This window comes from Pseudomonas sp. PS02290 (assembly GCF_029960075.1).
GTDB lineage: Bacteria > Pseudomonadota > Gammaproteobacteria > Pseudomonadales > Pseudomonadaceae > Aquipseudomonas.
The window spans coordinates 1-22,619 of record NZ_JASCOY010000020.1 but is presented as its reverse complement, the minus strand read 5'-3'; the positions used below and the strand labels follow the sequence as shown (position 1 = coordinate 22,619).

20 protein-coding genes, 1 tRNA gene, 1 rRNA gene and 3 pseudogenes are annotated in these 22,619 nt (G+C 60.0%); 16 read left to right on the top strand and 9 right to left on the bottom strand.

Annotated elements, in window-relative coordinates; genetic code table 11:
* Positions 1-3: 3 nt before the first annotated feature.
* Positions 4-2,061, bottom strand: coding sequence for a methyl-accepting chemotaxis protein (locus tag QMX88_RS11805; RefSeq protein ID WP_282369432.1), 2,058 nt, complete (start codon positions 2,059-2,061; stop codon positions 4-6).
* A 431-nt stretch (positions 2,062-2,492) separates the two neighbouring features.
* Between QMX88_RS11805 and QMX88_RS11800 the strand changes: the two genes are divergently transcribed.
* The 4 genes from QMX88_RS11800 to QMX88_RS11785 all read left to right on the top strand — a co-directional run bounded on the left by QMX88_RS11800 (position 2,493) and on the right by QMX88_RS11785 (position 6,667).
* A tRNA-Met gene (locus QMX88_RS11800) sits at positions 2,493-2,569 on the top strand.
* Between the two features lie 803 nt (positions 2,570-3,372).
* Positions 3,373-3,816 carry a helix-turn-helix domain-containing protein gene (locus tag QMX88_RS11795; protein ID WP_336620227.1) on the top strand — a complete coding sequence of 148 codons (444 nt, stop codon included), beginning with the start codon at positions 3,373-3,375 and terminating at the stop codon, positions 3,814-3,816.
* Positions 3,817-4,240: 424 nt separating this feature from the next.
* Positions 4,241-4,945, top strand: coding sequence for a hypothetical protein (locus QMX88_RS11790; RefSeq protein ID WP_282369428.1), 705 nt, complete (start codon positions 4,241-4,243; stop codon positions 4,943-4,945).
* A 141-nt stretch (positions 4,946-5,086) separates the two neighbouring features.
* The gene (locus tag QMX88_RS11785; RefSeq protein WP_282369426.1) at positions 5,087-6,667 is read left to right on the top strand and encodes an aldehyde dehydrogenase (NADP(+)); all 1,581 of its coding nucleotides are present in this window, start codon (positions 5,087-5,089) and stop codon (positions 6,665-6,667) included.
* An 81-nt stretch (positions 6,668-6,748) separates the two neighbouring features.
* On the opposite strand, the gene QMX88_RS11780 is transcribed toward QMX88_RS11785, so the two are convergent.
* The gene (locus QMX88_RS11780) at positions 6,749-7,357 is read right to left on the bottom strand and encodes a flavin reductase family protein (protein WP_282369424.1); all 609 of its coding nucleotides are present in this window, start codon (positions 7,355-7,357) and stop codon (positions 6,749-6,751) included.
* 182 nt (positions 7,358-7,539) lie between these two features.
* On the opposite strand from QMX88_RS11780, the gene QMX88_RS11775 reads away from it, so the two are divergent.
* The 5 genes from QMX88_RS11775 to QMX88_RS11755 all read left to right on the top strand — a co-directional run bounded on the left by QMX88_RS11775 (position 7,540) and on the right by QMX88_RS11755 (position 10,999).
* Positions 7,540-7,677 (top strand): hypothetical protein, encoded by a 138-nt coding sequence (locus QMX88_RS11775; protein ID WP_282369422.1) that lies wholly within the window; start codon positions 7,540-7,542, stop codon positions 7,675-7,677.
* Positions 7,674-8,426 carry a metal ABC transporter ATP-binding protein gene (locus QMX88_RS11770; protein ID WP_282369420.1) on the top strand — a complete coding sequence of 251 codons (753 nt, stop codon included), beginning with the start codon at positions 7,674-7,676 and terminating at the stop codon, positions 8,424-8,426. The genes QMX88_RS11775 and QMX88_RS11770 overlap by 4 nt, the downstream gene beginning before the upstream one ends.
* Positions 8,423-9,292, top strand: coding sequence for a metal ABC transporter permease (locus QMX88_RS11765; RefSeq protein WP_282369418.1), 870 nt, complete (start codon positions 8,423-8,425; stop codon positions 9,290-9,292). Before QMX88_RS11770 ends, QMX88_RS11765 begins: the two co-directional genes overlap by 4 nt.
* A 27-nt stretch (positions 9,293-9,319) precedes the next feature.
* Positions 9,320-10,207 carry a metal ABC transporter substrate-binding protein gene (locus QMX88_RS11760; RefSeq protein WP_282369416.1) on the top strand — a complete coding sequence of 296 codons (888 nt, stop codon included), beginning with the start codon at positions 9,320-9,322 and terminating at the stop codon, positions 10,205-10,207.
* 141 nt (positions 10,208-10,348) lie between these two features.
* Complete coding sequence (locus QMX88_RS11755; RefSeq protein ID WP_282369414.1) at positions 10,349-10,999, top strand: HD domain-containing protein; 651 nt, start codon at positions 10,349-10,351, stop codon at positions 10,997-10,999.
* 13 nt (positions 11,000-11,012) lie between these two features.
* Here the strand turns inward: QMX88_RS11755 and QMX88_RS11750 are convergent, their stop codons facing one another.
* Together QMX88_RS11750 and QMX88_RS29450 are read right to left on the bottom strand one after the other, a co-directional pair.
* The gene (locus QMX88_RS11750) at positions 11,013-11,294 is read right to left on the bottom strand and encodes a BrnA antitoxin family protein (protein WP_282369412.1); all 282 of its coding nucleotides are present in this window, start codon (positions 11,292-11,294) and stop codon (positions 11,013-11,015) included.
* A 9-nt stretch (positions 11,295-11,303) separates the two neighbouring features.
* Complete coding sequence (locus tag QMX88_RS29450; RefSeq protein ID WP_336620225.1) at positions 11,304-11,525, bottom strand: BrnT family toxin; 222 nt, start codon at positions 11,523-11,525, stop codon at positions 11,304-11,306.
* A 216-nt stretch (positions 11,526-11,741) separates the two neighbouring features.
* Between QMX88_RS29450 and QMX88_RS29660 the strand changes: the two are divergent.
* The 3 genes and pseudogenes from QMX88_RS29660 to QMX88_RS11740 all read left to right on the top strand — a co-directional run.
* Positions 11,742-12,572, top strand: a pseudogene (locus QMX88_RS29660) (MCP four helix bundle domain-containing protein); the annotation flags it as partial.
* A complete protein-coding gene (locus QMX88_RS29655; RefSeq protein ID WP_442969449.1) occupies positions 12,567-13,430 on the top strand; it encodes a methyl-accepting chemotaxis protein in 864 nt (287 codons plus the stop codon). The pseudogene QMX88_RS29660 and the gene QMX88_RS29655, both read left to right, overlap by 6 nt.
* Positions 13,431-13,550: 120 nt before the next feature.
* Positions 13,551-14,717 carry a hypothetical protein gene (locus tag QMX88_RS11740; RefSeq protein ID WP_282369410.1) on the top strand — a complete coding sequence of 389 codons (1,167 nt, stop codon included), beginning with the start codon at positions 13,551-13,553 and terminating at the stop codon, positions 14,715-14,717.
* 122 nt (positions 14,718-14,839) lie between these two features.
* On the opposite strand, the gene can is transcribed toward QMX88_RS11740, so the two are convergent.
* Positions 14,840-15,481 carry a carbonate dehydratase gene (gene can, locus QMX88_RS11735; RefSeq protein ID WP_065991764.1) on the bottom strand — a complete coding sequence of 214 codons (642 nt, stop codon included), beginning with the start codon at positions 15,479-15,481 and terminating at the stop codon, positions 14,840-14,842.
* A gap of 161 nt (positions 15,482-15,642) precedes the next feature.
* Between can and QMX88_RS11730 the strand changes: the two genes are divergently transcribed.
* A complete protein-coding gene (locus tag QMX88_RS11730; protein ID WP_282369396.1) occupies positions 15,643-16,056 on the top strand; it encodes a serine kinase/phosphatase in 414 nt (137 codons plus the stop codon).
* 56 nt (positions 16,057-16,112) lie between these two features.
* Here the strand turns inward: QMX88_RS11730 and rimI are convergent, their stop codons facing one another.
* The 3 genes and pseudogenes from rimI to QMX88_RS29650 form a co-directional block, all read right to left on the bottom strand.
* Entirely contained in the window at positions 16,113-16,565 is a 453-nt protein-coding gene (gene rimI, locus QMX88_RS11725; RefSeq protein ID WP_282369395.1) for a ribosomal protein S18-alanine N-acetyltransferase, read from the bottom strand.
* A pseudogene (locus tag QMX88_RS11720) lies at positions 16,558-17,160 on the bottom strand (energy transducer TonB); the annotation flags it as partial. The gene rimI and the pseudogene QMX88_RS11720, both read right to left, overlap by 8 nt.
* Positions 17,161-17,228: 68 nt before the next feature.
* Positions 17,229-17,364: pseudogene (locus QMX88_RS29650) on the bottom strand (energy transducer TonB); the annotation flags it as partial.
* Positions 17,365-17,508: 144 nt separating this feature from the next.
* Here QMX88_RS29650 and mksB point away from each other — a divergent pair.
* The 3 genes from mksB to mksF are packed head-to-tail and all read left to right on the top strand — an operon-like array spanning position 17,509 to position 22,314.
* Positions 17,509-18,786: an Mks condensin complex protein MksB gene (gene mksB / locus QMX88_RS11715; RefSeq protein ID WP_192174971.1), complete on the top strand. Its 1,278-nt coding sequence runs from the start codon at positions 17,509-17,511 to the stop codon at positions 18,784-18,786.
* Positions 18,776-19,483, top strand: coding sequence for an Mks condensin complex protein MksE (mksE, locus tag QMX88_RS11710; protein ID WP_122536222.1), 708 nt, complete (start codon positions 18,776-18,778; stop codon positions 19,481-19,483). Before mksB ends, mksE begins: the two co-directional genes overlap by 11 nt.
* Entirely contained in the window at positions 19,480-22,314 is a 2,835-nt protein-coding gene (gene mksF, locus QMX88_RS11705; protein WP_282369390.1) for an Mks condensin complex protein MksF, read from the top strand. The genes mksE and mksF overlap by 4 nt, the downstream gene beginning before the upstream one ends.
* 187 nt (positions 22,315-22,501) lie before the next feature.
* Here mksF and rrf read toward each other — a convergent pair.
* Positions 22,502-22,617, bottom strand: a 5S ribosomal RNA gene (gene rrf, locus QMX88_RS11700).
* Positions 22,618-22,619: the final 2 nt, after the last annotated feature.

Here is a 22,619-nt window from a genome sequence, read left to right as displayed (position 1 = left end):
GGCTTACCCCAGCTGGAATCTCGCGGTGTTGTCGCTCAAGGCCCGGCTGCCTTTGGTCAACGTGTCTGCAGCCTGATTGACCGCACGCGCGCCGTCCAGCAGACGGCCTGCAGCCTGATCCACCTGTTGGATGTTGCCACTGACCTCGTCCGCTGTTGCGGCCTGCTCTTCAACCGCGGTGGCGATCTGCGCCAGCGTGTCGGTGACGATCTGCACGGCGCTGGCAATCTCTTCCAGCCGCTCGCCCAGCCCGGTCACCGACTGCGCATCACTCACCGCCTGGCCACACGCCGCTTCCATCAGGCTGACGGCTTGGCTGACGGTCGAGCGCAAGCTGTCCACGGTCCCGGCAATTTGCGCGGTCGACGCCTGGGTCCGCTGGGACAAACTGCGCACTTCGTCAGCGACCACGGCGAAGCCACGGCCCTGCTCGCCCGCACGCGCCGCCTCGATGGCGGCATTGAGCGCCAGCAGGTTGGTCTGTTCGGCGATGCCGCGAATGGTGTCGACCACAGACTGGATCTGCTGCCCCTGCTCACTGACCTTGCCCAGCGCGTTGGCGGTATCGGTCAGTTTCTGGTTCAGTTGCTGAATGCTCGCGGTGGTGCGCTGACTGTCGCGGCTGCTGTCCTCGGCGATGCGTCGGGTGGCCTGAGCGCTGCCGGACGCCGCTTCACAGCTGCGGGCAACGCCCATGGAAGTCGCGGCGAGCTCAGTAGCCGCCGCTGCAATCTGGCTGATCTGCTGTTGTTGATCTTCGACTTCGTTGAGCGTGCTGCCGGACTGCGCATTAAGGGTCAGCACCGCAGAGCCCAATTGCTGGGTTTCGTGGTTGACGCCTAGCAGACTGGTGCGCAGTTGCACCACGGCAACGTTGAGCGCGGTGCTAATCGCAGCCAGTTCGTCACGCCCTTCAACGGCGACCTCGACGCACAAGTTGCCGTCACGCAGGGACTCGGCCAAGGTCGTGATGCCTTTGGCGCTGCGCTGAATCGACGCCTGGAGGCACATGAAGAGGTACAGCGCCGCGAGCGCGAGAATGCTGAATATCGCGGCCACCGGCACAAACTGCTGAGTAGCCTGTTCATGGTAATAATCGAGCCGGCTGGTGAGTGACGACAGTGACTGCTTGCGCAGGGCCGCCAGTCCGTCGCTGACGTTATCGACGCTGCGTTCGAAGCCGGCCGGGTCGAGCTTGATGCTGCCGCCGAACACACCGTCGTCGAGCACTTTCAGTTCGGTATCGAGGCGCTGAAGACTGTCTTCATACTGACGCGTCCAGACCTCCATACCCGGGTAAGCCTTTGCTTTTAGCGAGCCTACTGCTTTGACCAACTGATCGCGGGCGTCGCCGATGCGACTGCGCAGGTCGCGCATCTGAAGACGGCTTTGCAACGAGAACTGTCCGGACGCGATCGACGACTGGCCGATACTCGCCATGCGCCCTACCCGCTCGACAAGGTCCGGCGCCTGCTGCGTCGCGATCTGCATCAGCAAGTAGGTTTCAAGCCAGGGGTCTAGGATCAAGCCGCTGTCCATGGCGATCTGTTCGCGCAGACTTTGCAGCGCTGTAAGAGCGGATGTGAAGCGGTCGTAGCCGTCCGGCCACCAGCCAACCGTGCGCAGGGAGTCTGAATCCATGCCTTTGACCGAGGCTTGCAGCGCCTGATACCGCGTCAAGATGTCCTCGCTGGCGTTCTGTGCCTTGAGCTCATCGCCGAGGGACGCCAGGGTTCGGGTCAATTCAGGATTCGCTGCATCCAGCGCGCCCATGGCTGCCTTCGCGGCCGGCGTCGGATCATGAAGAATGTCAGCGGCCTTCCAGCGCGCGGCGCGGTTGCGCTGGGCCGTCAGCTGCACATCCAGCGCATCAAGCGCCATGAGCTGGCGCACGCCGGCTTGCTCCTGAGAAATCACCGCCAGCTTGCTGCGGTAATCCTGGCCGATCATCCACAGGCTGCCGGCCAGCGGCAAAATAAACAGAAAGAAGAGCACCTGAAACTTGCGTGCGAACCCGAGACGTCCGAGCAGGCGGATGCCTGGCGACAAAAGACTCTGCATAGCCGACTACTCCTCACCGACAAACGCTGCATGACAAATGATCGTCGCTGCGTTGCCTTACATTCTTACCGGCAAAATGCCATGTCTGTGTTTTGAAAACGATAACCGCCCATCTTTTGAGCAAAGGACGCGCTTGGGCCTATCGAAATCTGCTGCCGCTTCCATCTATAACGGCAGCGTTGCGGCAGGCATAAGCAAGAACCGGACCGATAGCACGAAGCCATCAAACCGGGCACGAGCCCGAGGACGGTGCAGGATGGATGCGCGAAAGTGGGGCAAAAGCACTCAGCGTCGAGTTAGAAACTGTCACCGACGTGCAGGGATGAGGAATGGCTGAAGGGCCGCGAGGCTAACCGATTGATCGTGTGGATAAATTTTTTCAAAGAGACGCTTGACACATATCCCGTCTGAGCGAATAATGCGCGCCACTTGGCTACATAGCTCAGTTGGTTAGAGCATAGCATTCATAATGCTGGGGTCCGGGGTTCAAGTCCCTGTGTAGCCACCAAGTACCTCAACAAAGCCCGCCTTGTGCGGGCTTTGTTGTTTCTGGCGTTCTCTTTCTGTATCCCCCTCCCGCTGTATCCCTGCCAATCATTGAACCGAAGGGTTACAAGCGTCTCCACTTTTTTCAAACCTTTGAACCCGGCGACCTCGACCGCGTGTGCGCGATGGAGCGGGAGAGGCGCTTCCGGCTATTCAGGTATTGCCACCATTTGTTTCGTCGACGGCCCAGTCTTTGGAGATAAAAGCCCTGCAGGGCAAACAGCCCAAGCAAATGCAGGACTCCAACCTTCATATGAAAATTATCCCCGGACGTACAAGGAGATCATGGGGGGTAAGCTGAGAGTGGACTCTGCAGTGGGCCGCCTCCGATCTCGATGAAGCTTCATAAGCAGTTGAAACAGGCGCCTGATGCTTGAGCGAAAATATCCGTTATTTACGATCTTGAGCTGACACCCTACCATGGTGTCACCTATAACAATTATAGGTAATCATGAAGAGCAAAGAGCCGCTATGGACGAGGCAGCAACTGGAAGATCTTGTGCACGTGCTAGCGCGAGATTCCAATAAGGTGGTGTTCCGCGAGCATTGCATGGAACGACTATACGAGCGAGGTGTGACCCTCACGGAAGCGTTCAGATGTCTGCGCCGAGGGTCAATTGTTCGAGGTCCCACCTACAGCACAAAATACAAGAATTTTGAGTTTAGGATGAGCGAGCCGCCGCCGCGAGACATCGTCTGCATGGTGGTGGCCGTGAACCCGAACCCCGAGCCTGGCGAGCTTTTCGCCATTACGGTATGGGAGGTATAGCGATGTACAAATACACAGGCAGCGGCCTGGATGGCATCTTTCTGAAAAACGGCTATACGATCGTCGATACGCCCTATGGCCAAGGCGTGAGGATCGAAAACGTAGATGGCTTGCATCGCGCTATCGCTGCAGAAATTTTGCGCCAGAAAACCCCCATGACGGGCCATCAGTTTCGGTTTTTGAGAAAGGAACAAGACCTCATTCAGGAGGAAGCTGCAGCGATCTTCCGCGTGGATGTCCAGACGATCGCGAACTGGGAGAAGCGCGGGCCCCAGGAAATACCTGGACCGCCAGATATTGGGATGCGCGCCTTCTATTCAGCGTACGTACATGCGAACTTCGGCCCGATTAAGTTTGAACCCAGCGCAAAGGCCAATGAAAGCACGTCATTCGAGATCGAAGATTCGAATTGGATTGAGTCCGAGCCTGCCGCCGCCTGATGACGAGGAGCGCGGGCTTTGTTGTTTCTGGCGTTCCGTGGCTAAAGTGGGATCCCAATACGCCGATAGCCCTGTACTGCATCTCGCAGTGCACGGAGGCAATATGAAGAAGATCGCTATCGCTGGACTGGTCGCTCTGCTTTCCATCGTTTCACTCTCCGCGTCGGCGTGTCCGAAAGGCACCCATCCGACAGGCGGGACGGGCTCTCACCACAAAGGCGGGACCTGCGTATAAGACCAGCCCGGCAATTGCCGGGCTTTTTGATGCTGTGGTCTAGTCTGAGGCGTCCAACGCCAATCTTCCTGTGGTCCGGGTGCAAGCGGCAATCCGTGACAACCGCGCCCTCGTCCAATAGATTACGCCCCTCGAAACGCCCCGAGCTTTTCGCGCCTCAACCCCAGTTAACGAAGCAGTGGATGTTCAATGTCTGATTCCCATACCGATCCGGCGGCAAACGCCGTGTCGTCGAAGCAAGCCTACGAAGAAGCCATCAATCTTTCACAACACGTGCCACAGGCCAAAACCATCAGCGAGATGGTGCTCGACGCCTTCCAGAGCGCGAAGGAAAGCGACCAGATTCGCGATCTGCGCCTGGCCATACGCGCCGCCCATGACCGATTCGATGATGACCAGGCCTACGAACTGATGGGTCAGCTTAAACAGCTCAAGGACGCCGAAGCCGCTGACATGGCCGCGCTCGAAGACCTGAGCGCGAAGTTTCCGATCAGCCGGATTCTCTCCAGCTATAAAGACGATCCGAGTTTTCAGGAGCTCGTCTACAGCCTGGCGTTGAAGGTGCTGAACCAGACGCATCAAGCGGTCAGCAACCCGAGTGGCGGCAAGGGCAAAGCGACACGGCCGAAGAAGGAAGCCGAGGTTTTCGTCATCAGCAAGGACGGCGCCAGCGTCACCCTGCCCCTGCGCACCCCGCGCTCCAAAGCCAACGCTGACCGCGAAGCCTTTGAATTCCTAGGGTTCTCGTTCGTGGGTGAAGGCGATGAGGCCGAACTGCAGAGCGAAGTGTTCGTGGACAAGGACGGCAACCAGCAGCCCGCCACGCGCAAGAACATCGTCAGCGCGATCCAGCAGCAGACGGCGTTTGAAGGGTTCAGCGCCGTTCAGCAATAAGCGGCAGCAATACGCTCGGCCCTAAGCCGGGCGGCAAGCTCAACACCAGGACCGGTGGCGATCGTAGCGCCATGATGTAACCTCAGAGGCTGGCCACAGCGGTACCCACTGACGGTCGCCGCCCTCGAGAGGTGTTGAGCAATGCAGATTCTTGGTGAAACGATCATCGGGCAACGTGCTGTGCGGGGCCAGGCCGGAGAGGTGTTCGCCCTCGCCGCCACCACGGGTGAACCCCTGACACCTTCGTTTGGCGCCAGCACGCTGGAAGACGTCAATGCCGCGTGCGAACTGGCCGAAGCTTCGTTCGACAGTTATCGACAACTGAGTGACGACCAACGCGCCACCTTTCTTGAGGCCATCGCCCAAGGTCTTCTCGATCTGGGCGATGTGCTCACCGAACGCGTGCATGTCGAAAGCGGCCTGCCCAAGCCGCGCCTTGAAGGCGAGCGGATGCGTACGGTCAACCAGCTCAAGCTGTTTGCCAGCCTGCTGCGCGATGGGCGTTGGCACGGTGCCGTGGTCGATACCGCGCTGCCAGAGCGCCAGCCACTGCCTCGCGCCGACTTACGTCTGCGGCGCATCGGCCTTGGTCCGGTGGCAGTGTTCGGTGCGAGCAACTTCCCCCTGGCCTTCTCGGTCGCCGGCGGCGACACCGCCTCAGCGTTGGCGGCCGGTTGCCCGGTCATCGTTAAGGCGCACCCGGCTCATTTGGGGACCAGCGAACTGGTGGGGCGCGTGATCCAGAAAGCTGCGCGCGACACCGGCATGCCAGAAGGCGTGTTCTCGTTACTGATCGACAAAGACATTGCTGTCGGCCAGGCGCTGGTCAGCCACCCGTTGATTCAAGCCGTGGGCTTTACTGGCTCCCGCCGTGGCGGTCTGGCACTGGTGGCAGCGGCTCAAGCGCGTGCGGTACCGATCCCGGTGTACGCCGAGATGAGCAGCATCAACCCGGTGTTCCTGCTGCCGGCCGCTTTGCTGGCCCGCGCCGAAACCATCGCCAAAGGTTTTGTCGAATCGCTGGTCATGGGCGCGGGGCAGTTCTGCACCAACCCCGGCATTCTGCTGGCACTGGAAAGCGACGCGCTGGAAACGTTCGTGTCGGCTTCGGCCAAGGCGCTGTCCGAGAAACTGCCGACCACCATGCTGACGCCGAACATCCACGGCGCTTACTGCAACGGGCTGAATAATCTGCACAGCGCATCCGGCGTGACGCTGGTGGCGGAGGGTCAGGAGGCCGAAGGTTCATTCCAGGCCCGCCCCGCCTTCTTCCGTACCGACTCGGCCACCTTCCTCGCCAACCCTGCGCTGGAAGACGAGAACTTCGGGCCAAGCGCGTTGTTGATCGTCTGCACAGACGTCGCCGATCTGCAGAAGGTCGCCGCCAGCTTCGATGGTCAACTGACCGTAACCCTGCAATTTGACGATGGCGATGAGGCAACTGCTCTGGCGCTGCTGCCGATACTGGAGCGCAAGGCGGGACGGATTCTGTTCAACGACTTCCCGACCGGTGTCGAAGTGAGTTATTCGATGGTCCATGGCGGGCCGTCCCCGGCCACTTCCGACAGCCGCAGCACCTCGGTGGGCGCGACCGCTATTGATCGCTTCCTGCGGCCCGTCTGTTATCAGAACGTCCCGGACTCGCTGCTGCCCCCTGCGTTGAAAGCCAGCAATCCGTTGAAGACCTGGCGTCTTGTGAACGGCGAACTGTCGAAGGACTGAGGTGCATCCACGTCCGGCCACTTAAAGCTGCTTCACCGCGCCCCTTCCACCAAGGGGCGCGCCTTCCAAGCCGGACGTGGGTCAGTCAGCGGACCGCTCCAGCACCTTGCCATCCACGCCATCGCCGATCACCAGAAAATGCCCGCCTGCCACATGGTGAAGGGTGCGCAGCGCATCATGCCCCTCGAAATGCCAGTGCCCTTCGGAGAACACGCGCTCATCCGCCCATGCTGCGACCACTTCGCCAATGAACAGATCATGCGCGCTCTGATTGTGCGGCTCGGGAATCAATCGGCACTCCAGCCAGCCCGCGCAGCCTTCCAGCAACGGCGCTTCAACGTGGGAGCCTGCGAAGGTCTCCAGACCATAAGCCTTGAATTTATCCAGGCCCTGTTCCTGGGAGATCTCCAGCCCTGAGGTCGAGCCGACCGTTTCGACGATATCGATCTGGCTGAGGGTCGGCACGTTGATCACGAACGTGCCCGAGCCTTCGAGCAACTGCCGCGTCCACACCGACTTATCCAGCACAACCGTGACTTTCGGCGGCTGGAAGTCCAGCGGCATCGCCCACGCTGCCGCCATGATGTTGCGCTGACCCTCGTGAGCGGCGCTGATCAGTACAGTCGGGCCGTGGTTGAGCAGGCGATAGCATTTGGCGAGGGGTACCGGACGCCGGTGGGAAGCGCTCATGGGGATCATCCTGACAAAGAGAAAAGTGATCGAAAACTACAGGGTTTATCGCGCCGGGGAAACGCCACCCTCCGCAGCGTGGTGGAAACTGTCGCCTGCCTGAACTTCGCCCAAATCGCGCTTTTCAGATCAACCCAAAGGTGATGTAATACTATAACAAAGTATTTCAGGCAGTCTTTTTTGTGAAACGCGATTCCCGGCTTCCTTCCTCCCTTGCAACGTCCGCACTGGCTCAATCGGCCGGCAAACGCGTGTTGATTTCCTTCGCCATGCTGGTCTTGCTGTGGATCGGCGTAGCCTGGGCGGTGGCGATCCCATGAGCGCCGCCATCGACCTCCATGACCTGACACTGACCTACGAACGCCGGCCAGCGGTGCATCACGCCAACGGCCGATTCGCGGCGGGCAGCCTGACGGCGATCGTCGGCCCCAACGGCGCCGGTAAATCCACGCTGATCAAAGCCATCGCCGGCACGCTCAAACCCGCGGTCGGGCGCGTCGAGCGCAACCAGTTGGCAACGCGGCACATGGGTTACCTGCCGCAAGCTGCCGAGATCGACCGGAGCTTTCCGCTCAGCGTGGCCGACACCGTAATGATGGGCGCCTGGCGCAGCATCGGGGCGTTCCGGGGCGCCACGCGACAGCATGCTCAACAGGCTCAAGAGGCGCTGGGAGCCGTAGGTCTCGCAGGATTCGATCAACGCAGCATCAGCTCGTTGTCGTCGGGTCAGTTTCAGCGCGTGCTGTTCGCCCGGCTGTTATTGCAGGACGCCTCGGTGATTCTGCTCGACGAGCCCTTCACGGCGATCGATGCACGCACCACGCGGGACTTGTTGCAGTTGATCAGCACCTGGCACGGCCAGGGCCGAACCGTCATTGCTGTGCTGCATGACATCGAGCAAGTGCGCCAGCATTTTCCGAGCACGCTGTTGCTGGCGCGAGAAATCATTGCCTGGGGCGACACCGCCGACATCCTCAACGACGACAACCTGCGCCGCGCCAAGAACATGGCCGAGCACTGGAACCCTGACGCACAACCGTGCGACGCCGATGCGGAGCAAACGCTGTGACGCTCTATAGCCTCTTGATCCAGCCCTTCGTTGATTTCGGTTTCATGCGCCGCGCCCTGGTGGCATGCCTGGCGCTGGGCATCGGCTCCGGCCCGGTCGGCGTGCTGCTGATGCTGCGGCGCATGAGTCTGGTGGGCGACGCCATGAGTCACGCGGTGTTGCCGGGTGCCGCCGTGGGCTTCCTCTTCGCCGGGTTGTCACTGCCAGCCATGGGCTTCGGCGGTTTGATCGCAGGTCTCGCCGTGGCGTTGCTCTCAGGGTTGGTGAGTCGCTACACAACGCTGCGCGAAGACGCCAGTTTCGCCAGTTTTTACCTGACGTCCCTTGCTGCCGGCGTGCTGATCGTTTCTCTGCACGGCTCCAACGTGGATCTGCTTCACGTGCTGTTCGGTACCATTCTGGCCATCGACGATCAGGCGATTTTCATGGTCGGCGGCATCGCTTCATTCACCTTGATTCTGCTCGCGCTGATCTACCGCCCGTTGATCCTCGAATGCTTCGATCCGGGCTTCCTGCGCGCGGTGGGCGGGCGCGGGTCGCTGTATCACGTGCTGTTTCTGCTGCTGGTGGTGCTCAATCTGGTGGCGGGCTTTCAGGCGTTGGGCACGTTGATGGCCGTCGGCATGATGATGCTGCCCGCCACGGTCGCGCGGTTCTGGGCGCGCTCGTTGACCGGCATGATCGTGATTTCGACTGCAGTCGCCACGCTTTCGGGCTTCATCGGCCTGATCGTCTCCTACCACGCCAGCGTCGCTTCGGGCCCGGCCATCGTGCTCACCGCCAGCGCCTTCTACGGGTTCTCACTGTTCTTTGGACGCAGCGGCTTTGTGCGCCGACTGTTCCCGAGGGTTCATCTGTCCAGCTGATCGTTCTCTTACCGCAAGGAAACCACCATGAAACGTTTCACGCTTCTGACCGCCGCGCTGGCGTTGTCGGGCCTGGCCAACCTCGCCCAGGCAAAAACCCTGGAGACCGTCGCATCCTTCACTGTCATCGCCGACATGGTGCACAACGTCGGCGGCGATCACGTGCACGTGACCTCGCTCATCGGGCCCAACGGCGATCCTCACGTCTACGAGCCCACCCCCAATGACGCCCAGGCGCTGAAAAAAGCCGACGTGGTGTTCGTCAGTGGCTTGCATCTGGAGGGTTGGCTGGATCGGCTGATCACTGCCTCCGGCTACAAAGGCCAGCCGATCGTGCTGTCTGACGGGATCATGACCCGCAGCATGGAAGAAGACGGCAAGAAGATTACCGACCCCCATGCCTGGAACAGCGCGGTAAACGGCGTCGTTTACGTCAGAAACATCATCAAGGCCCTACAGAAAGCCGACCCGGACAATGCCGCCGATTACAAAGCCAACGGTGAGAAATACATCGTCCAGCTGCAGGATATGGATGCCTACGCCCGCGCGCAGATCAGCGCCATCCCGCTCGCACAGCGCAAGGTGCTGACGTCCCACGACGCCTTCGGCTATTTCGGCGATGCCTATGGCGTGACCTTTCTCTCGCCACTGGGCTTTTCCACTGAAACCGAAGCCTCGGCAGCTGACGTTGGCAAGCTGATCCAACAGATCAAGCAGGAGCACGTCAGCGCCTACTTCTTCGAGAACTCTGGCGACCCGCGTCTGGTGCAACAGATCGCAAAAGCCAGCGGCGCGCACCCGGGCGGCGAGCTGTATGTGGAATCGCTGTCACCTGCAAACGGCCCGGCGGCGACCTACGTGGCGATGTTTCGTTACAACGTGGACAAGCTGACGGCGGCAATGAAAGGCCAGTGATGTAGCGTCGCGACGGCTCACTGATCTCTTCTGCGCAACGTGGGCGGCAGAGATCCGCGAACCGACTCAGCGAACCGGCAGCGCAGGCGCGGGTCAATCTGTATGCTGGCGCACCGTTCGCCGACATCGACAGGATGATCCATGACCGCCCTCTCCTTCGCGCCTTTTCAGTCCCTCGCCGACCTGCTGATTCCCCACACCGTGGCGGAAAGGCTCGACGGCTCCCACGACGTATCCCACCTGCACCGGGTCTGGACCAACGTCTGCGCCATTCGCGACACCGAAGGCGGCGATCATCAAATCCTGCTTGCCGCCACCCTGCTCCACGACTGCGTCTCCGTGGAAAAGAACTCGCCGTTTCGCTCAAGTGCCTCGCGTCTGGCAGCGGCAAAAGCGACGGATCTGCTCGCAGAGATGGGCTGGGACGAAGAGCGCACCCAGGCCGTTGCCCACGCTATCGAATCCCACAGCTATTCGGCCGACATCACGCCCACCTCGCTGGAAGCGAAGATCCTGCAGGACGCCGACCGTCTCGACGCCCTCGGCATGGTCGGCGTGGCACGGCTGTTCTACGTGTCCGGGCGCATGGGCAGCCACCTCTACGACCCCGCCGACCCCCAGGCGCAACAGCGCGACCTGGACGACAAACGCTTCGCCGTCGATCACTTCACCACCAAGATATTCACTTTGGCGCAGGGCTTTCAAACGGCCACGGGGCGTCACATGGCGCAGGTCAGGCATGCACGCGCGGAGCGGTTCTTGATGGAGTTTATGGAGGAGATTGGTGCTTAGGGGGCCTGGAAGGTCATAGCGCTATTTCGGACGGCTCATGGGTTTTTAGCCAGTCTACCAGCGCGGCATTCATTCGCGTCTGCCAGCCCGGTCCTGACGCCCGGAATTGCTCCACCACGTCATGCTCCAAGCGAATGGTAATCCGCTCTCGCACAACCACAGCACGTGGTCGGCCACGCTTGACCAACTGATCACCCACGTCTTCATCAGCCTGATCGAAGTATGCATCGGACAATTCGGGTGCATCGTCGGGATCAACCCAGTCGATGCCGGTAGAGGTTTTGTTCGCGCTCATTGGCTTTTCTCATGGAAATGATCGGCGAGCCGCGCCGTGCGGTGTCCAGACCAGGACCACCATACGTTCTGACAACAGACCAACCGTGATGTAGCGGGCCTCCCCGTGATCCTGCCGGCAATCTTCGCCGGTCAAATGTCTGCCGGCGAATACCAAGCCGGCATCCCCAAAGTCGAGGCAACGCTTAAGAAGGGTGATGTCGCGTTCTGCGATGTCGAAGATTATCTGCATTGAATTATTGTATGTACAGAAAATAACTCAACAAGGTCGCCGAGACTCGCAGAGACCTATCCCACAAACAGCGTTGACATTGCCCACCCGACTACCCCCTCACATCATTTTCAATCGCATCATCTGACCGTACCGCAACAATTCCGAAACATCTCCAGCAATGTCATAAAGACATCACGGAACACCTCTATAACCATCTCTCCGGTGTTTTCGTCGATGGGATGGGTGGCAGTGAAAAGGTTATTGCGTCGTGTGGTCCGTCCTTCCTCCAAACCTGCATTCCTGCGTCGTTTCAGGATTACCCAGCGGTTGGTGCTGTGCTTCGGCGTGACCGCGCTCTTGCTGGTGGCGCTCGGTGTGTTCTGCCTGTTGCAGATGCAGAGCATCCGGGATCAGGGCGAAGCGGTTGAGAGCGGGTCGCTGCCCAGTATCGCCATGGCGGACGCGATCGCCATCGACCTGATCAAGTTGCGCGGCGAGAGCGCCAGGCTGATTGCCAATGCCGACGACCCCGGCGCAGTGGTGACCAGCAAAATCAACGTCGAGCAGCTTAAGAACGAGGTTGAGAAAGGCTTCGTCGATTATCTCGCCCATGCCACCGACAGCACCGAGCGGGATTCCATCAAGGCCCTGCAAGATGCCTATAACGCTTTCATGCCAGGGCTGCACGACGAAATCACGCTGATCGAACAACGCAAACTCGACGACGCGCGCATGCTGCTCAACACCACGCTGAGCCTGCAGGGTGACCTGATGGACATGCAGGTGCAGTTGCTGCGCGAGTTGAACAAGCAAAGTGCGGCGGGCACCGTCGACGCGGCCGGCGTGCGGTTCCAGCAGACCCGAATCATTGCCGTCAGCGCCATCGTGGTGGCGTTGGTGCTGACGTTGCTGCTGGCGTGGCGATTGAGCCTGAGCATCATTCGTCCCCTGCGTCAGTCACTGCATATCGCCAGCACAATTGCTCAAGGCGATCTGAGCCCGCAGCCGATTCCGGAAGGCAAGGACGAAACGGCTCAACTGCTGAAGACCTTGGGCCTGATGCGCGCCAATCTGCATGGCACGATCGATCAGATTTACGCTGCAGCGGGCCAGTTGAGCCAGTCGGTCCACGAAATGGGCGCGATTGCCGAGGCCAGCGCGAAGAACCTGCAATTGCAGAACGATGAGATCGAACAGGCGGCAGTTGCGGTGAACCAGATGAGTAAGGCTGCCGGAGAAGTTGCCGACAACGCCAGCAGCACGTCCAGCGAGTCGAAGGCGTCCAACGAAGCGGCCGCCGAGGGTCGTCTGCGCCTGACCGGCACCATTGATTCGATCAAGGAGCTGACCGACAACGTCCTGGATTCTTCTCACCAGGCCGACGGTTTGGCCGAGCGCACGCTGAGCATCAGCAAGATTCTCGAAGTCATCCGCGCGATTGCCAACCAGACCAACCTGCTTGCACTGAATGCCGCCATCGAGGCCGCACGGGCAGGCGAAGCAGGCCGCGGGTTCGCCGTGGTCGCCGATGAAGTGCGCTCTCTCGCCCAACGCACCAGCGCGTCGACCACCGAGATCGAAACCCTGATCAATGATGTACAGAAAAGCACTCAGGAGACCGCGCAAACCCTGCGCGTCACCGCAGCCCAGGCCAATCTTACCCTGGAGCAGGCCGCTGCAACCGGTCACGCACTGACCGTCATCATCAGCGCAACGTCGACCATTAGCGACCGGAACACGCTGATCGCCAGCGCCGCCGAACAACAGGCGCAAGTGGCTAACGAAGTTGACCGCAACCTGAGCAGCATTCGCGATCTGTCGTCGCAATCGGCGTCGGGCGCTCAGCAAACCACGGTGGCGAGCAATGCGCTTTCGATGCTGGCCACCGACCTGAACACGATGGTTCAGCGGTTCGTGCTTTAACGAGCGCGCCATTAAAAATGGCCCCGCAGCCATCGTTGCCCATTCCCAGTCATGTCCAAGTGTTTCATCATCGAAACACCACCCACGCAGAGGGGTGTCTACGCCAACAAGGACATGAGCATGAAAAAAACAGCCGCATTGAGCATCGCCCTTACCGCGCTGACGCTGAGCCTCACCGCTCAGGCCGACGTCAACGTCAAACTGGGGAGCAAGGAACGCGTCACACACCTGTTCGCCTACCCGAACAACTGCAATATCATCTGCTTCCGAAACTGGACGCTGGAACAGACCGTCGAGCACTACCTCACGCAAAGCGTCCAGCGTGACGGTTACGCCGCGGCCAAGGTTGCGGTGCACAACGACAACGACGTGATCTACGCCGACATCACCGGCGTGCCGGACGGCTACGACAAACCGCTTTCAGCGCTGCTCGACGCAGGCGACCTGGCCTACGCTGGCGCAAGCAAACTCAACGCCGATAACAAGTTCGCCTACAACTGGTATCTGTTTTTGCCGCTGGGCATGGCGCTGGAAAATCGCAAGAGCGTCGAGCTGCTGCATTTCCCGCCGGACTACTCGCTGACTCAGGCTCAGGACTATCTGTTCTCGGCCACCACCGACCGCTGGTCCGAGCTGCTCACGGATAACGGCATTCCCAAGGAGCAGACGCCTGCCTATCAGACCATCATCGACATCGCGCCCATTGCTGCGCCCTCCAACGCCGGCAAGGACCTTGAGAACGTCTACAGCTACTTCACCGATTACCAGACCAACATGGTCAAGCAGCTGACCCAAAGCGCGGCGGGCACATCGCTGCCGATGGTCGCGTTCGGTGCGCCGGTGCGCGCGTGGCTCAAGCAGCAGTACAACGTCACCGTCCCGGTGTTGGGTCTGGCGAGCATCAGTCCGGCAGGCGGGCAAAGCGTCCCCGTGCTGGGTTCAAATCACCCAAGCTATATCTGGAATGCGGCGGACAAAAGCAATTACGGCGGGGACGAAACCAAGGCGGATGAAGCCGGCTTGAAGGTCATGGGCCAGGACCTGAGCGCGGCGTGCTGGCAAGCCGGCATGGGCCAGAAACCGACAAACGACCCGGCGGCGCTGTTGAAGCAGTGCACCACCAACTGGCAGGTGACCAACAAGGTTGAGACCTGCAAGCTGTTCTTCAGCACAGTGCGCAAGTTGACGCCGGATCAGGCGGCAGCGAAGTGCCGGACGGGTGAAGTGTCGCGGCAGATCAAGCAGCTGCAGAAGCCGCTGCCGGAAATGAAGAGCGCTCAGCTCTAACACAACGATCCTGCAGGAATGAGCTTGCTCGCGACGTCTTTAACTCACATCGATGTGACTGGACTAATGCTATCGCGAGCAAGCTCACTCCCACAATTTGGATGGACGCTTGCCCTACCCGATCACTCCCCCTGCGGACGCAAGCGATACTGTGGCGGCAATTGCTCCGGCCCGCTGATGGTCGCGTTCAGACTCTTCCATCGCCCATCCTTGATGCCATAGATGCAACCATGGACAGACAACTTCTGCCCGCGATGCCAGGCGTTCTGCACAATGCTGGTGTGGCCAACGTTGGCGACCTGCTGAATCACGTTCAGCTCGCACAGCCGGTCGACCTGTTCTTCCTCAGTCGGCAGCTTGGCCAGCAGCTCACGGTTTTCGTAGTACAGATCGCGAATGGTGCGCAGCCAGCCGTCGATCAGGCCGAACTGGCGATCCTGCATCGAAGCACGCACGCCGCCACACCCGTAGTGACCGGTGACGAGAATGTGTTTGACCTTCAGCACGTCGACTGCGTACTGAATCACCGACAGGCAATTGAGGTCTGTGTGCAGCACGACGTTGGCCACGTTGCGGTGCACGAACAGATCGCCTGGCAGCATGCCGACGATTTCATTGGCGGGGACACGGGCGTCCGAACAACCGATCCATAGGAATTCCGGCGTCTGCTGGCGGGCCAGCTTGGCAAAGAACTCGGGGTCTTCTTCCTTGATGGCGGCAGCCCAACGTTCGTTGTTGTCGATCAAGTCTTGTAGTTCGTTCATGCGTTGATGCCTCGGAAATGATGCTCAGCTATGACTGGGGCTCGGCGCTTCGGGTCACGCGGGAAGATCGACCGATCAGCGACGACCGATCAGGAACCGGATGGAATCTTCGCCATGTCGTCCGGTCCACCCATTAGGACCGACATTATTGAGGATTTGCCATGAACGATTCACGCCGTCCATTCGATGCCACTCAACCCGAGCCCATCGATGACAACGAAGACCGCATGGGATCAATGGAAGAGCTCAACTTCAACGACAACAATGAGCCTAGCGGGCGCATTGGCGACATGATTCCTGAAGATGAGCTTGAAACGTTGATTCCTGATGAACGCGTACGTGAGGCAGGACTGACCGGTGCATCCACCGAAGATCGCAACCCGACCGATGACGACATGAGCCCTGAAACATTGATCCGGGAAGACGGTGCGCGCGGTCCCCGTGAAGCAGGTGAAGATGGCCCGGCTGACCTGGATTTGAGCATCGTTGATGAAGATGACATCGGCGGTGGGGATGGTCTGGATGAAGAAGAGATGGCCATTCTTGATCCGCTGGATGGCAAGCCTGGCGTTTGATCAGCGGCTTAGTCGTGTGGGGATGAACCCTGTTCGCCCCCACGACAAACCTCTGACTATTCGAACAGCGTGCATCCCATGACGATTGCGTCTTCACGCCCGCCCACTGCCGGGTAGTAATCACGACGACGGCCAATTTCGTTGAATCCGTATCGCTCATACAAACGATAGGCCGACCGGTTGCTGTCTCGCAGTTCAAGAAAGCATTCCCGGCCATTGATCTCGTAAGCGCGCTTCATCAGCTGTTCCAGCAGCATCAGCCCCAAACCACGGCCCTGACTCTCCGGTTTAACGGTGATGTTGAGCAAGTGCGCTTCATCGATGATCACGTTGATCACCCCGTGCCCCACCTGCTGACTGCCTTCGAACATCAGCCATACTTCGTATGACTTCAGCGCATCGATGAAAATGCCCCGCGTCCAGGGATGACTGAAAGCGGCGTATTCGATCTTCAGCACGGCATCCAGGTCAGCTTCGGTCATGCGGCGAAACGTTACTGCGTCATTCATCTACGGTCTTCCAACGGCCCATCAATTGACGCATGGAGCGCCACACTTCGGCCTTTCGCTGCGGCTCGTCCATCAACAGTTCCAGACCCGGCAGCGCCCAGGCTAACCCCAGGCCATCGACCTGGAGTTCAAGATTGTAAGATTCCGCATCCGTTTCAGCCGCGAAACGCAGCGCCGGAAGTCCAATCAGCCACAGGCAGGTGCAAGGTTGTTCCTCGACGCGGGCGTAGAGAAAACCCTGAACGAAATCCCGCGCTGCTTCGGGCCCTTGATCCATTTGCCCACGCACCAGCAGCGGCCAGCGCACAGGCTCACCGATGATCTGCGGGCTGTCCGGCAGACCGGCAGCGCGGAGCATGTCTTTGAGCAACAGATAGGAAGGGTCGCGGCTCTGGAACGGCTCGCCGGTCACCAACTCCACGAGCAACAGGCAACTCCCGGCGCGCAGCAGTTGCAGGGCAAAACGTGGCGGCGGCGCAACCGGCGCTTTCACCACGGCCGGTGCGGCCTCTTCCTCCTGCACCACTTTTGGCTTGGGCGCGCTGGAGGGGCGAGGGATTTCGATCTTTGGCCGCTCGACGGTACGCGCAACGGGTGTCGGCGCGACGGAGGGCGAATCGCGATCCGGCGCGCGAGGCGTATCCGCCTGAATAATCGGCGCAGGCACCTCTTCAAGCTGCGGCACCGGCGCAAGTAATTCGGGACGCGATGGCGCAGCAAAAGGCAATTCAGTGCGCGGCAGCCAGCTGACCACCTGCATGGCGGTCAGATAAGCGCGACGACGAGGCTCGTTGAGCAAAGGTCAGCTACCTGTGGATAAAGTCAGGCGGAAGATTCTACAGGCCTTCACCGCTTCCCGCCGCTGTTGATCGACTGCGGGTGAAAAACGAGCCCGGCGATGCAGTACAATCGCCGCTTTTATTTGCCAGTCAGCGACCATCCGATGATCGAACCTAAGCGCGTCCTGCGCGCCCTTGCCGAACACTGGGCGCTTCTCGAGCCACTTTGCGAGCACTTCGACCAGGGCACTCTGAGCCTGAGCGAACTGCGTTTGCAGCTGGCGGCCCAGCAACTGGAAAGCACGCCCCAGGACATCACCACTCTGCTGGACGTCTGGATTCGGCTCGACATTCTGGTACCTGTGGCGAAAAGCCCGAACCGTTTCGAGCTGAACGCGCAGATCCACGATTTCCTGTCCTACCTGCGGCGCGAGCATCGGCTGGGCTTGTGCCTGGAAATCGAAGCGTACCTGCGCCATCTCGAACGGCTGGCCGGCTATATACAGGAAGCCTTCGACGCCCGCGACGCCAATGACCTGGCGCGGCAACTGCGCCTGCTCGACATGCGCGTACGCGACGTCCTGAAGAAGCTCGCCAATGACGAACAGGCCCTTGTGTCCGTGGCCGAACGCGCCAAGACCAGTGACCGGCAGATTCCGCTGCGTCAGCGTTACGCGGAAGTGCTGGCCACCTGGGATGAATACGTCGAGCCGATGATCCAGTTGGTGAACGCCGATGGCGCCTTCGAACAGGGCGTGCGCAAGGTCGAGAACGTGCTGCTGCGCATGCTCACCGACCAGCAGCGTCTCGGTCACCTGGTCGACGACGACATGCTCCTGCGCACCCACGCCCGCATCCTTGAAATGCAGACCAGCGCGCAACTGACCTTGCGCCATGCGCGTGAACTGCTGCTGCCGCTGCGTGAAGAAGCGCGTCGCCACAACGCCGTGACGCGCGGTGCTGCCCTCGCGCTGTCGGCGATTCGTCGACGAGGGCTCGACGCGGTGCCACAAGCGGCGATGCCGATGTTCACCCGCCCGCAAAGCACGTTCCTCGGCAGTGCCAATCAGGTTGAAGCGTACGTGTATGCGCTGGCGCGCTTCGAGCCGAAACCGGCGCGCTTCCCCAAGGCCAATATCACCCGAAAGGGCGAGCCGCCTCGCGCGCCGCGCACGGTCAGGGAAATGGTCGAGCGCTGCGAAGACGCCCTGCCGATGCCGGATCTGATGGTCTGGCTCCTAGAGCAGGAGCCCACCGGCGCGACCGATGAATTGCTGTATTGGTTTTCGCGGCTGTCGCGAGACAAACGCTTCAAGCGCGAGCGCCTTGAGCGCCGCGAATACCTGACCCAGGAGCACCGCGTCAGCCTGCGCTCCTTCGCCCTGCTCTCGAGCAAAGACGCCACCCCAGAGAATTCCGAGGGCACCGCCCATGCATCTTGATCTATCCGAAATGACCCAGCTGGCGCCGATCTTCCGCGAGCTGTTCAAGGGCTACCACGTCAGCCGCCGCGATCCCGAGCTGTACGCGCAACTGTCCAATCTTCAGGACCAGTACCGCGGCCTGTTCAAGGCGTTGGGCTTCGAGCTGGTCTGCGACACTCGTGGGTTCTACTACTTCGTGCCTGATCTGGCAGCCGCGCAGGTCAACAAGACCGCGCAACGTCTGGCGCTGTTCACATTCATCCTCGTCGAGCATTTGGCCGACCAGGGCCGCGATCCGGTCGCCGTGCTCGATGGCGGCAGCCTGGGCCGTGACGAATTGCCCTCGCTGCTGGAAAAGTACCGCGATCTGTTCCTGCAAGCTGAGGTCCAGACCCAGGAAGAGCTGGAAGAAAAAATCATGCGCCGCATGACCCAGCTGGGATTCGCCGCCGAAGAAGTAGGCATTTATCGCTTCCTGCCGCCGATGCATCGCTTCCTCGACGTCTGCCTGTCCGTGCAGCAGGACCGTGATCTGGCGGCCAGCCTGCACAGCGCACTGCCGTTGCCGGCCCCGGTGCTGATCGACGAAGACAGCGATGAGCGACTGCTGGAAACGGACGACCCGCTGGACCTCACCGAATTCGATGAATCCGCAGAAACCGAAGAGCAAGCGCTAGCCCGGGCGATCGCTGAAGAACAGGAGCATGACGCATGAGCCAGGAACGCTACGGCATACGCCGCTTTGCGCTGCTGAACACGGCCGGTTACAGCCTCGGGTTGTTTCCACTGGAGCATCCGCTGTCGGTCTACGGCGCGAATAACCTGGGCAAAAGTGCGTCGATCAACGCTCTGCAGTTCCCGATTCTGGCGCGCATGTCGGACATGAGCTTCGGCAAATACAGCCTTGATCAATCGCGCCGCTTCTACTTCGCTTCCGACACCAGCTACATCCTCGTCGAAGTCTCCCTGCCCCACGGCCCCCATGTGATTGGCGTGGTCGGTCGAGGCCCGGGCGGCGGTTTCGGTCATCAGTTCTTCGCCTATGCCGGCAAGCTGGACCTGGCTCACTACCAGAAAGACGACACCTGCCTGCGCCAGAAGGAGCTGTTTGCCAATCTGGAAAGCCAGGGCCTGAAAGCCTATGAGCTGAAGCCCGATGAACTGCGTCGTTTGCTGGTCGGTGGCCATACGTCGATCCCGCTGGACCTGACGCTGATTCCCCTGCGCTCGACCAGTGAGCAGAGCCTCAAAACGTTCCGCGCGCTGTTCATCAACTTGCTGCACATGCGCGAGATCACCGCTGCCAAATTGAAGCAGCTGTTTCTCGACGCGTTTGAGCACAGCCTGCGTTCCGGCAGCGTCGATTACATCGCCGCGTGTGAAGAAGCCTTCCGTGACGTACGACGCATGGAGCAGGACTACAACGCACTGGTGCTCGCCGGGCCGCTGGTTGAAGCGTTGGCCAATGGCGTGAGACAGCGCGACATCCTCCGCGGCAAGCTGCATCGCCTGTCGCCATTGCTCGACTCGTTGCTGGGCACATGGCAGGACTACTCCAACGCGCGCAAAGAAGAGTTGGTCATCCAAAGCGAGCACTACCGTAACGAACAGGATTCGCTGCAGAACGACCAGCGGGGCAGCACTCAAGAGCTGATGCGGCTGGAGCGTGAGATCAGCAACATCCAGCGCTGGATCGGCGAATTGGCGGTATTGAAGAACCGCTTCGCGCTGGTCGACGACGTTAAAATCCTGGAACAACATTTACTGGCTGCAAAAGACGCCCACGATGAACTGGCCGGCGCGCTCGCGCAGTCGCGTCAATTCAGCGCCGAGGATCTGGATGAGCGCCTGCGCGATCTGGAAAAACGCCTGAAATCAGTCAAGCAACAGCTCGATCATGCCGACAACAACAGTTATGCCCGCCTCCGCGAAGAGTTCTCGCAGCCTGATGTAGAGCGTCTTATGCGCCTGTTCAACAGCGCGCTGTTCAGCTTGCCACTGGGCGAGCAAGGCATCGCGCTGGATGATGGCGATGCATGGGTCAAATCCCTCGAAGCGATTCTCGATGGGTTCAAGGGTGAGCGCTTTGAAGTACCCGGCCTGACTGTCAACCTGTCGAACATCGAGCCACCTGCCCTCCAGGCGCTGGCCGATCGCGCCGCGTTGCGTGATCAGAAGGAACGCCTGGAGAAGGAACTCAAGCAGCTAAAGACCCAACAAGCCGTCGCGGCCGACCGTGCGGCGAGCAAAACCCAGACTGAAGCGTTGTATCAACAGGTGCTGGACGCGCAGAAGGCGCTCGAAGACTTCCGCCGCGCTCAAACATTGAGCGCCGAAGAGGGCGAGAAGCTTGAGCAGTTGGCCCAGATGGAAGCGGCGCAGGATGAGCTCAAGCGCTCCAGTGATGCATTCACCGAGCGCGTTCAACAACTGTCGGCCAAGCTGCAGCTGATCGGTCGTCAGATCGGCGATCTCGAATCCAAGCAACGCACGCTGGATGACGCGCTGCGTCGTCGTCAGCTGCTCCCGACCGATCTGCCATTTGGCACGCCGTTCATGGAGCCGGTTGATGACTCGCTGGAGAACTTGCTGCCACTGCTCAATGATTATCAGGACAGCTGGCAGGGCCTGTTGCGCTGCGATGGTCAGATCGAAGCGCTGTACGCGCAGGTGCGTTTGAAAGGTGTCGCCAAGTTCGACAGCGAAGATGACATGGAGCGGCGTTTGCAACTGCTGATCAACGCTTACGCTCACCGCACTGATGAAGCCCTTACCTTGGGCAAGGCACGTCGTGCCGCTGTAACCGACATTGCTCGGACGCTGCGCAACATCCGAAGCGACTACGACAGCCTCGAGCACCAACTGGCGCTGTTTAACCGTGAGATCAACCGCCGGCAGGTTTCCAACCTGGAGAGCTTCCGTATTGTGCTCGCGCCGAACAAGGAAGCGCTCAAGCACATCGACCAGATCATCCATAGCGCCGGTCAGTACGAAGAGGGCGAGACACTGTCGGTGTTCGATCTGAGCCAGAGCGCCGAGCAGGACAACAAGAACGAGGAAGCCAAAGAGTATCTGGCTCGCCTGGTTGCAGCTAACCACAACCAGCTCGGCTTGAAGGACTTGTTCGAACTCGCGTTCGAGATCACCAAGGTCAACAGCCAGCCGGTTATCCACACCGACATCGATGGGGCAGCGTCAAACGGCACGACGATGACCATCAAGGCACTGACCAACATGTACCTCTTGCTGCACCTGATGGATCGCGAGCAGGCTGGACGGATTCGTCTGCCCTACTACCTCGACGAAGCCGCTGACATTGATGAACGGAACCAGGCAGCGTTGCTGGAAACTAGCCTACAACTGGGCTTTGTACCGATTCTGGCGAGCGTTAAGCCTCAAGTGTCGGCACATGTGGCGATTGACCTGGAAGGCGGCAGTGGGCCAGCCGGGATCTACATTGACGAAGCAGACTGGAAGTACATTCAACGTCGTGATGGGGCTACTCCGTTAAAAGCGACCCAAGCAGTTGAAACGCTAAGCGAGTAAGTAAGTCGCCTGGTAGCAGAAAGCCCCGCAGTGATGCGGGGCTTTTTTATGGGCGCTGATTATTGGCTGCTTGCTGTTGGCTGTTGGCTGTTGGCTGTTGGCTGTTGGCTGTTGGCTGGGCAAATAACTTTTCCGCACCCAAAAACAAAACCCCATCTGCTTTCGCAAATGGGGTTCTGGAATTTAATCTTGACGATGACCTACTCTCACATGGGGAAACCCCACACTACCATCGGCGATGCATCGTTTCACTGCTGAGTTCGGGATGGGATCAGGTGGTTCCAATGCTCTATGGTCGTCAAGAA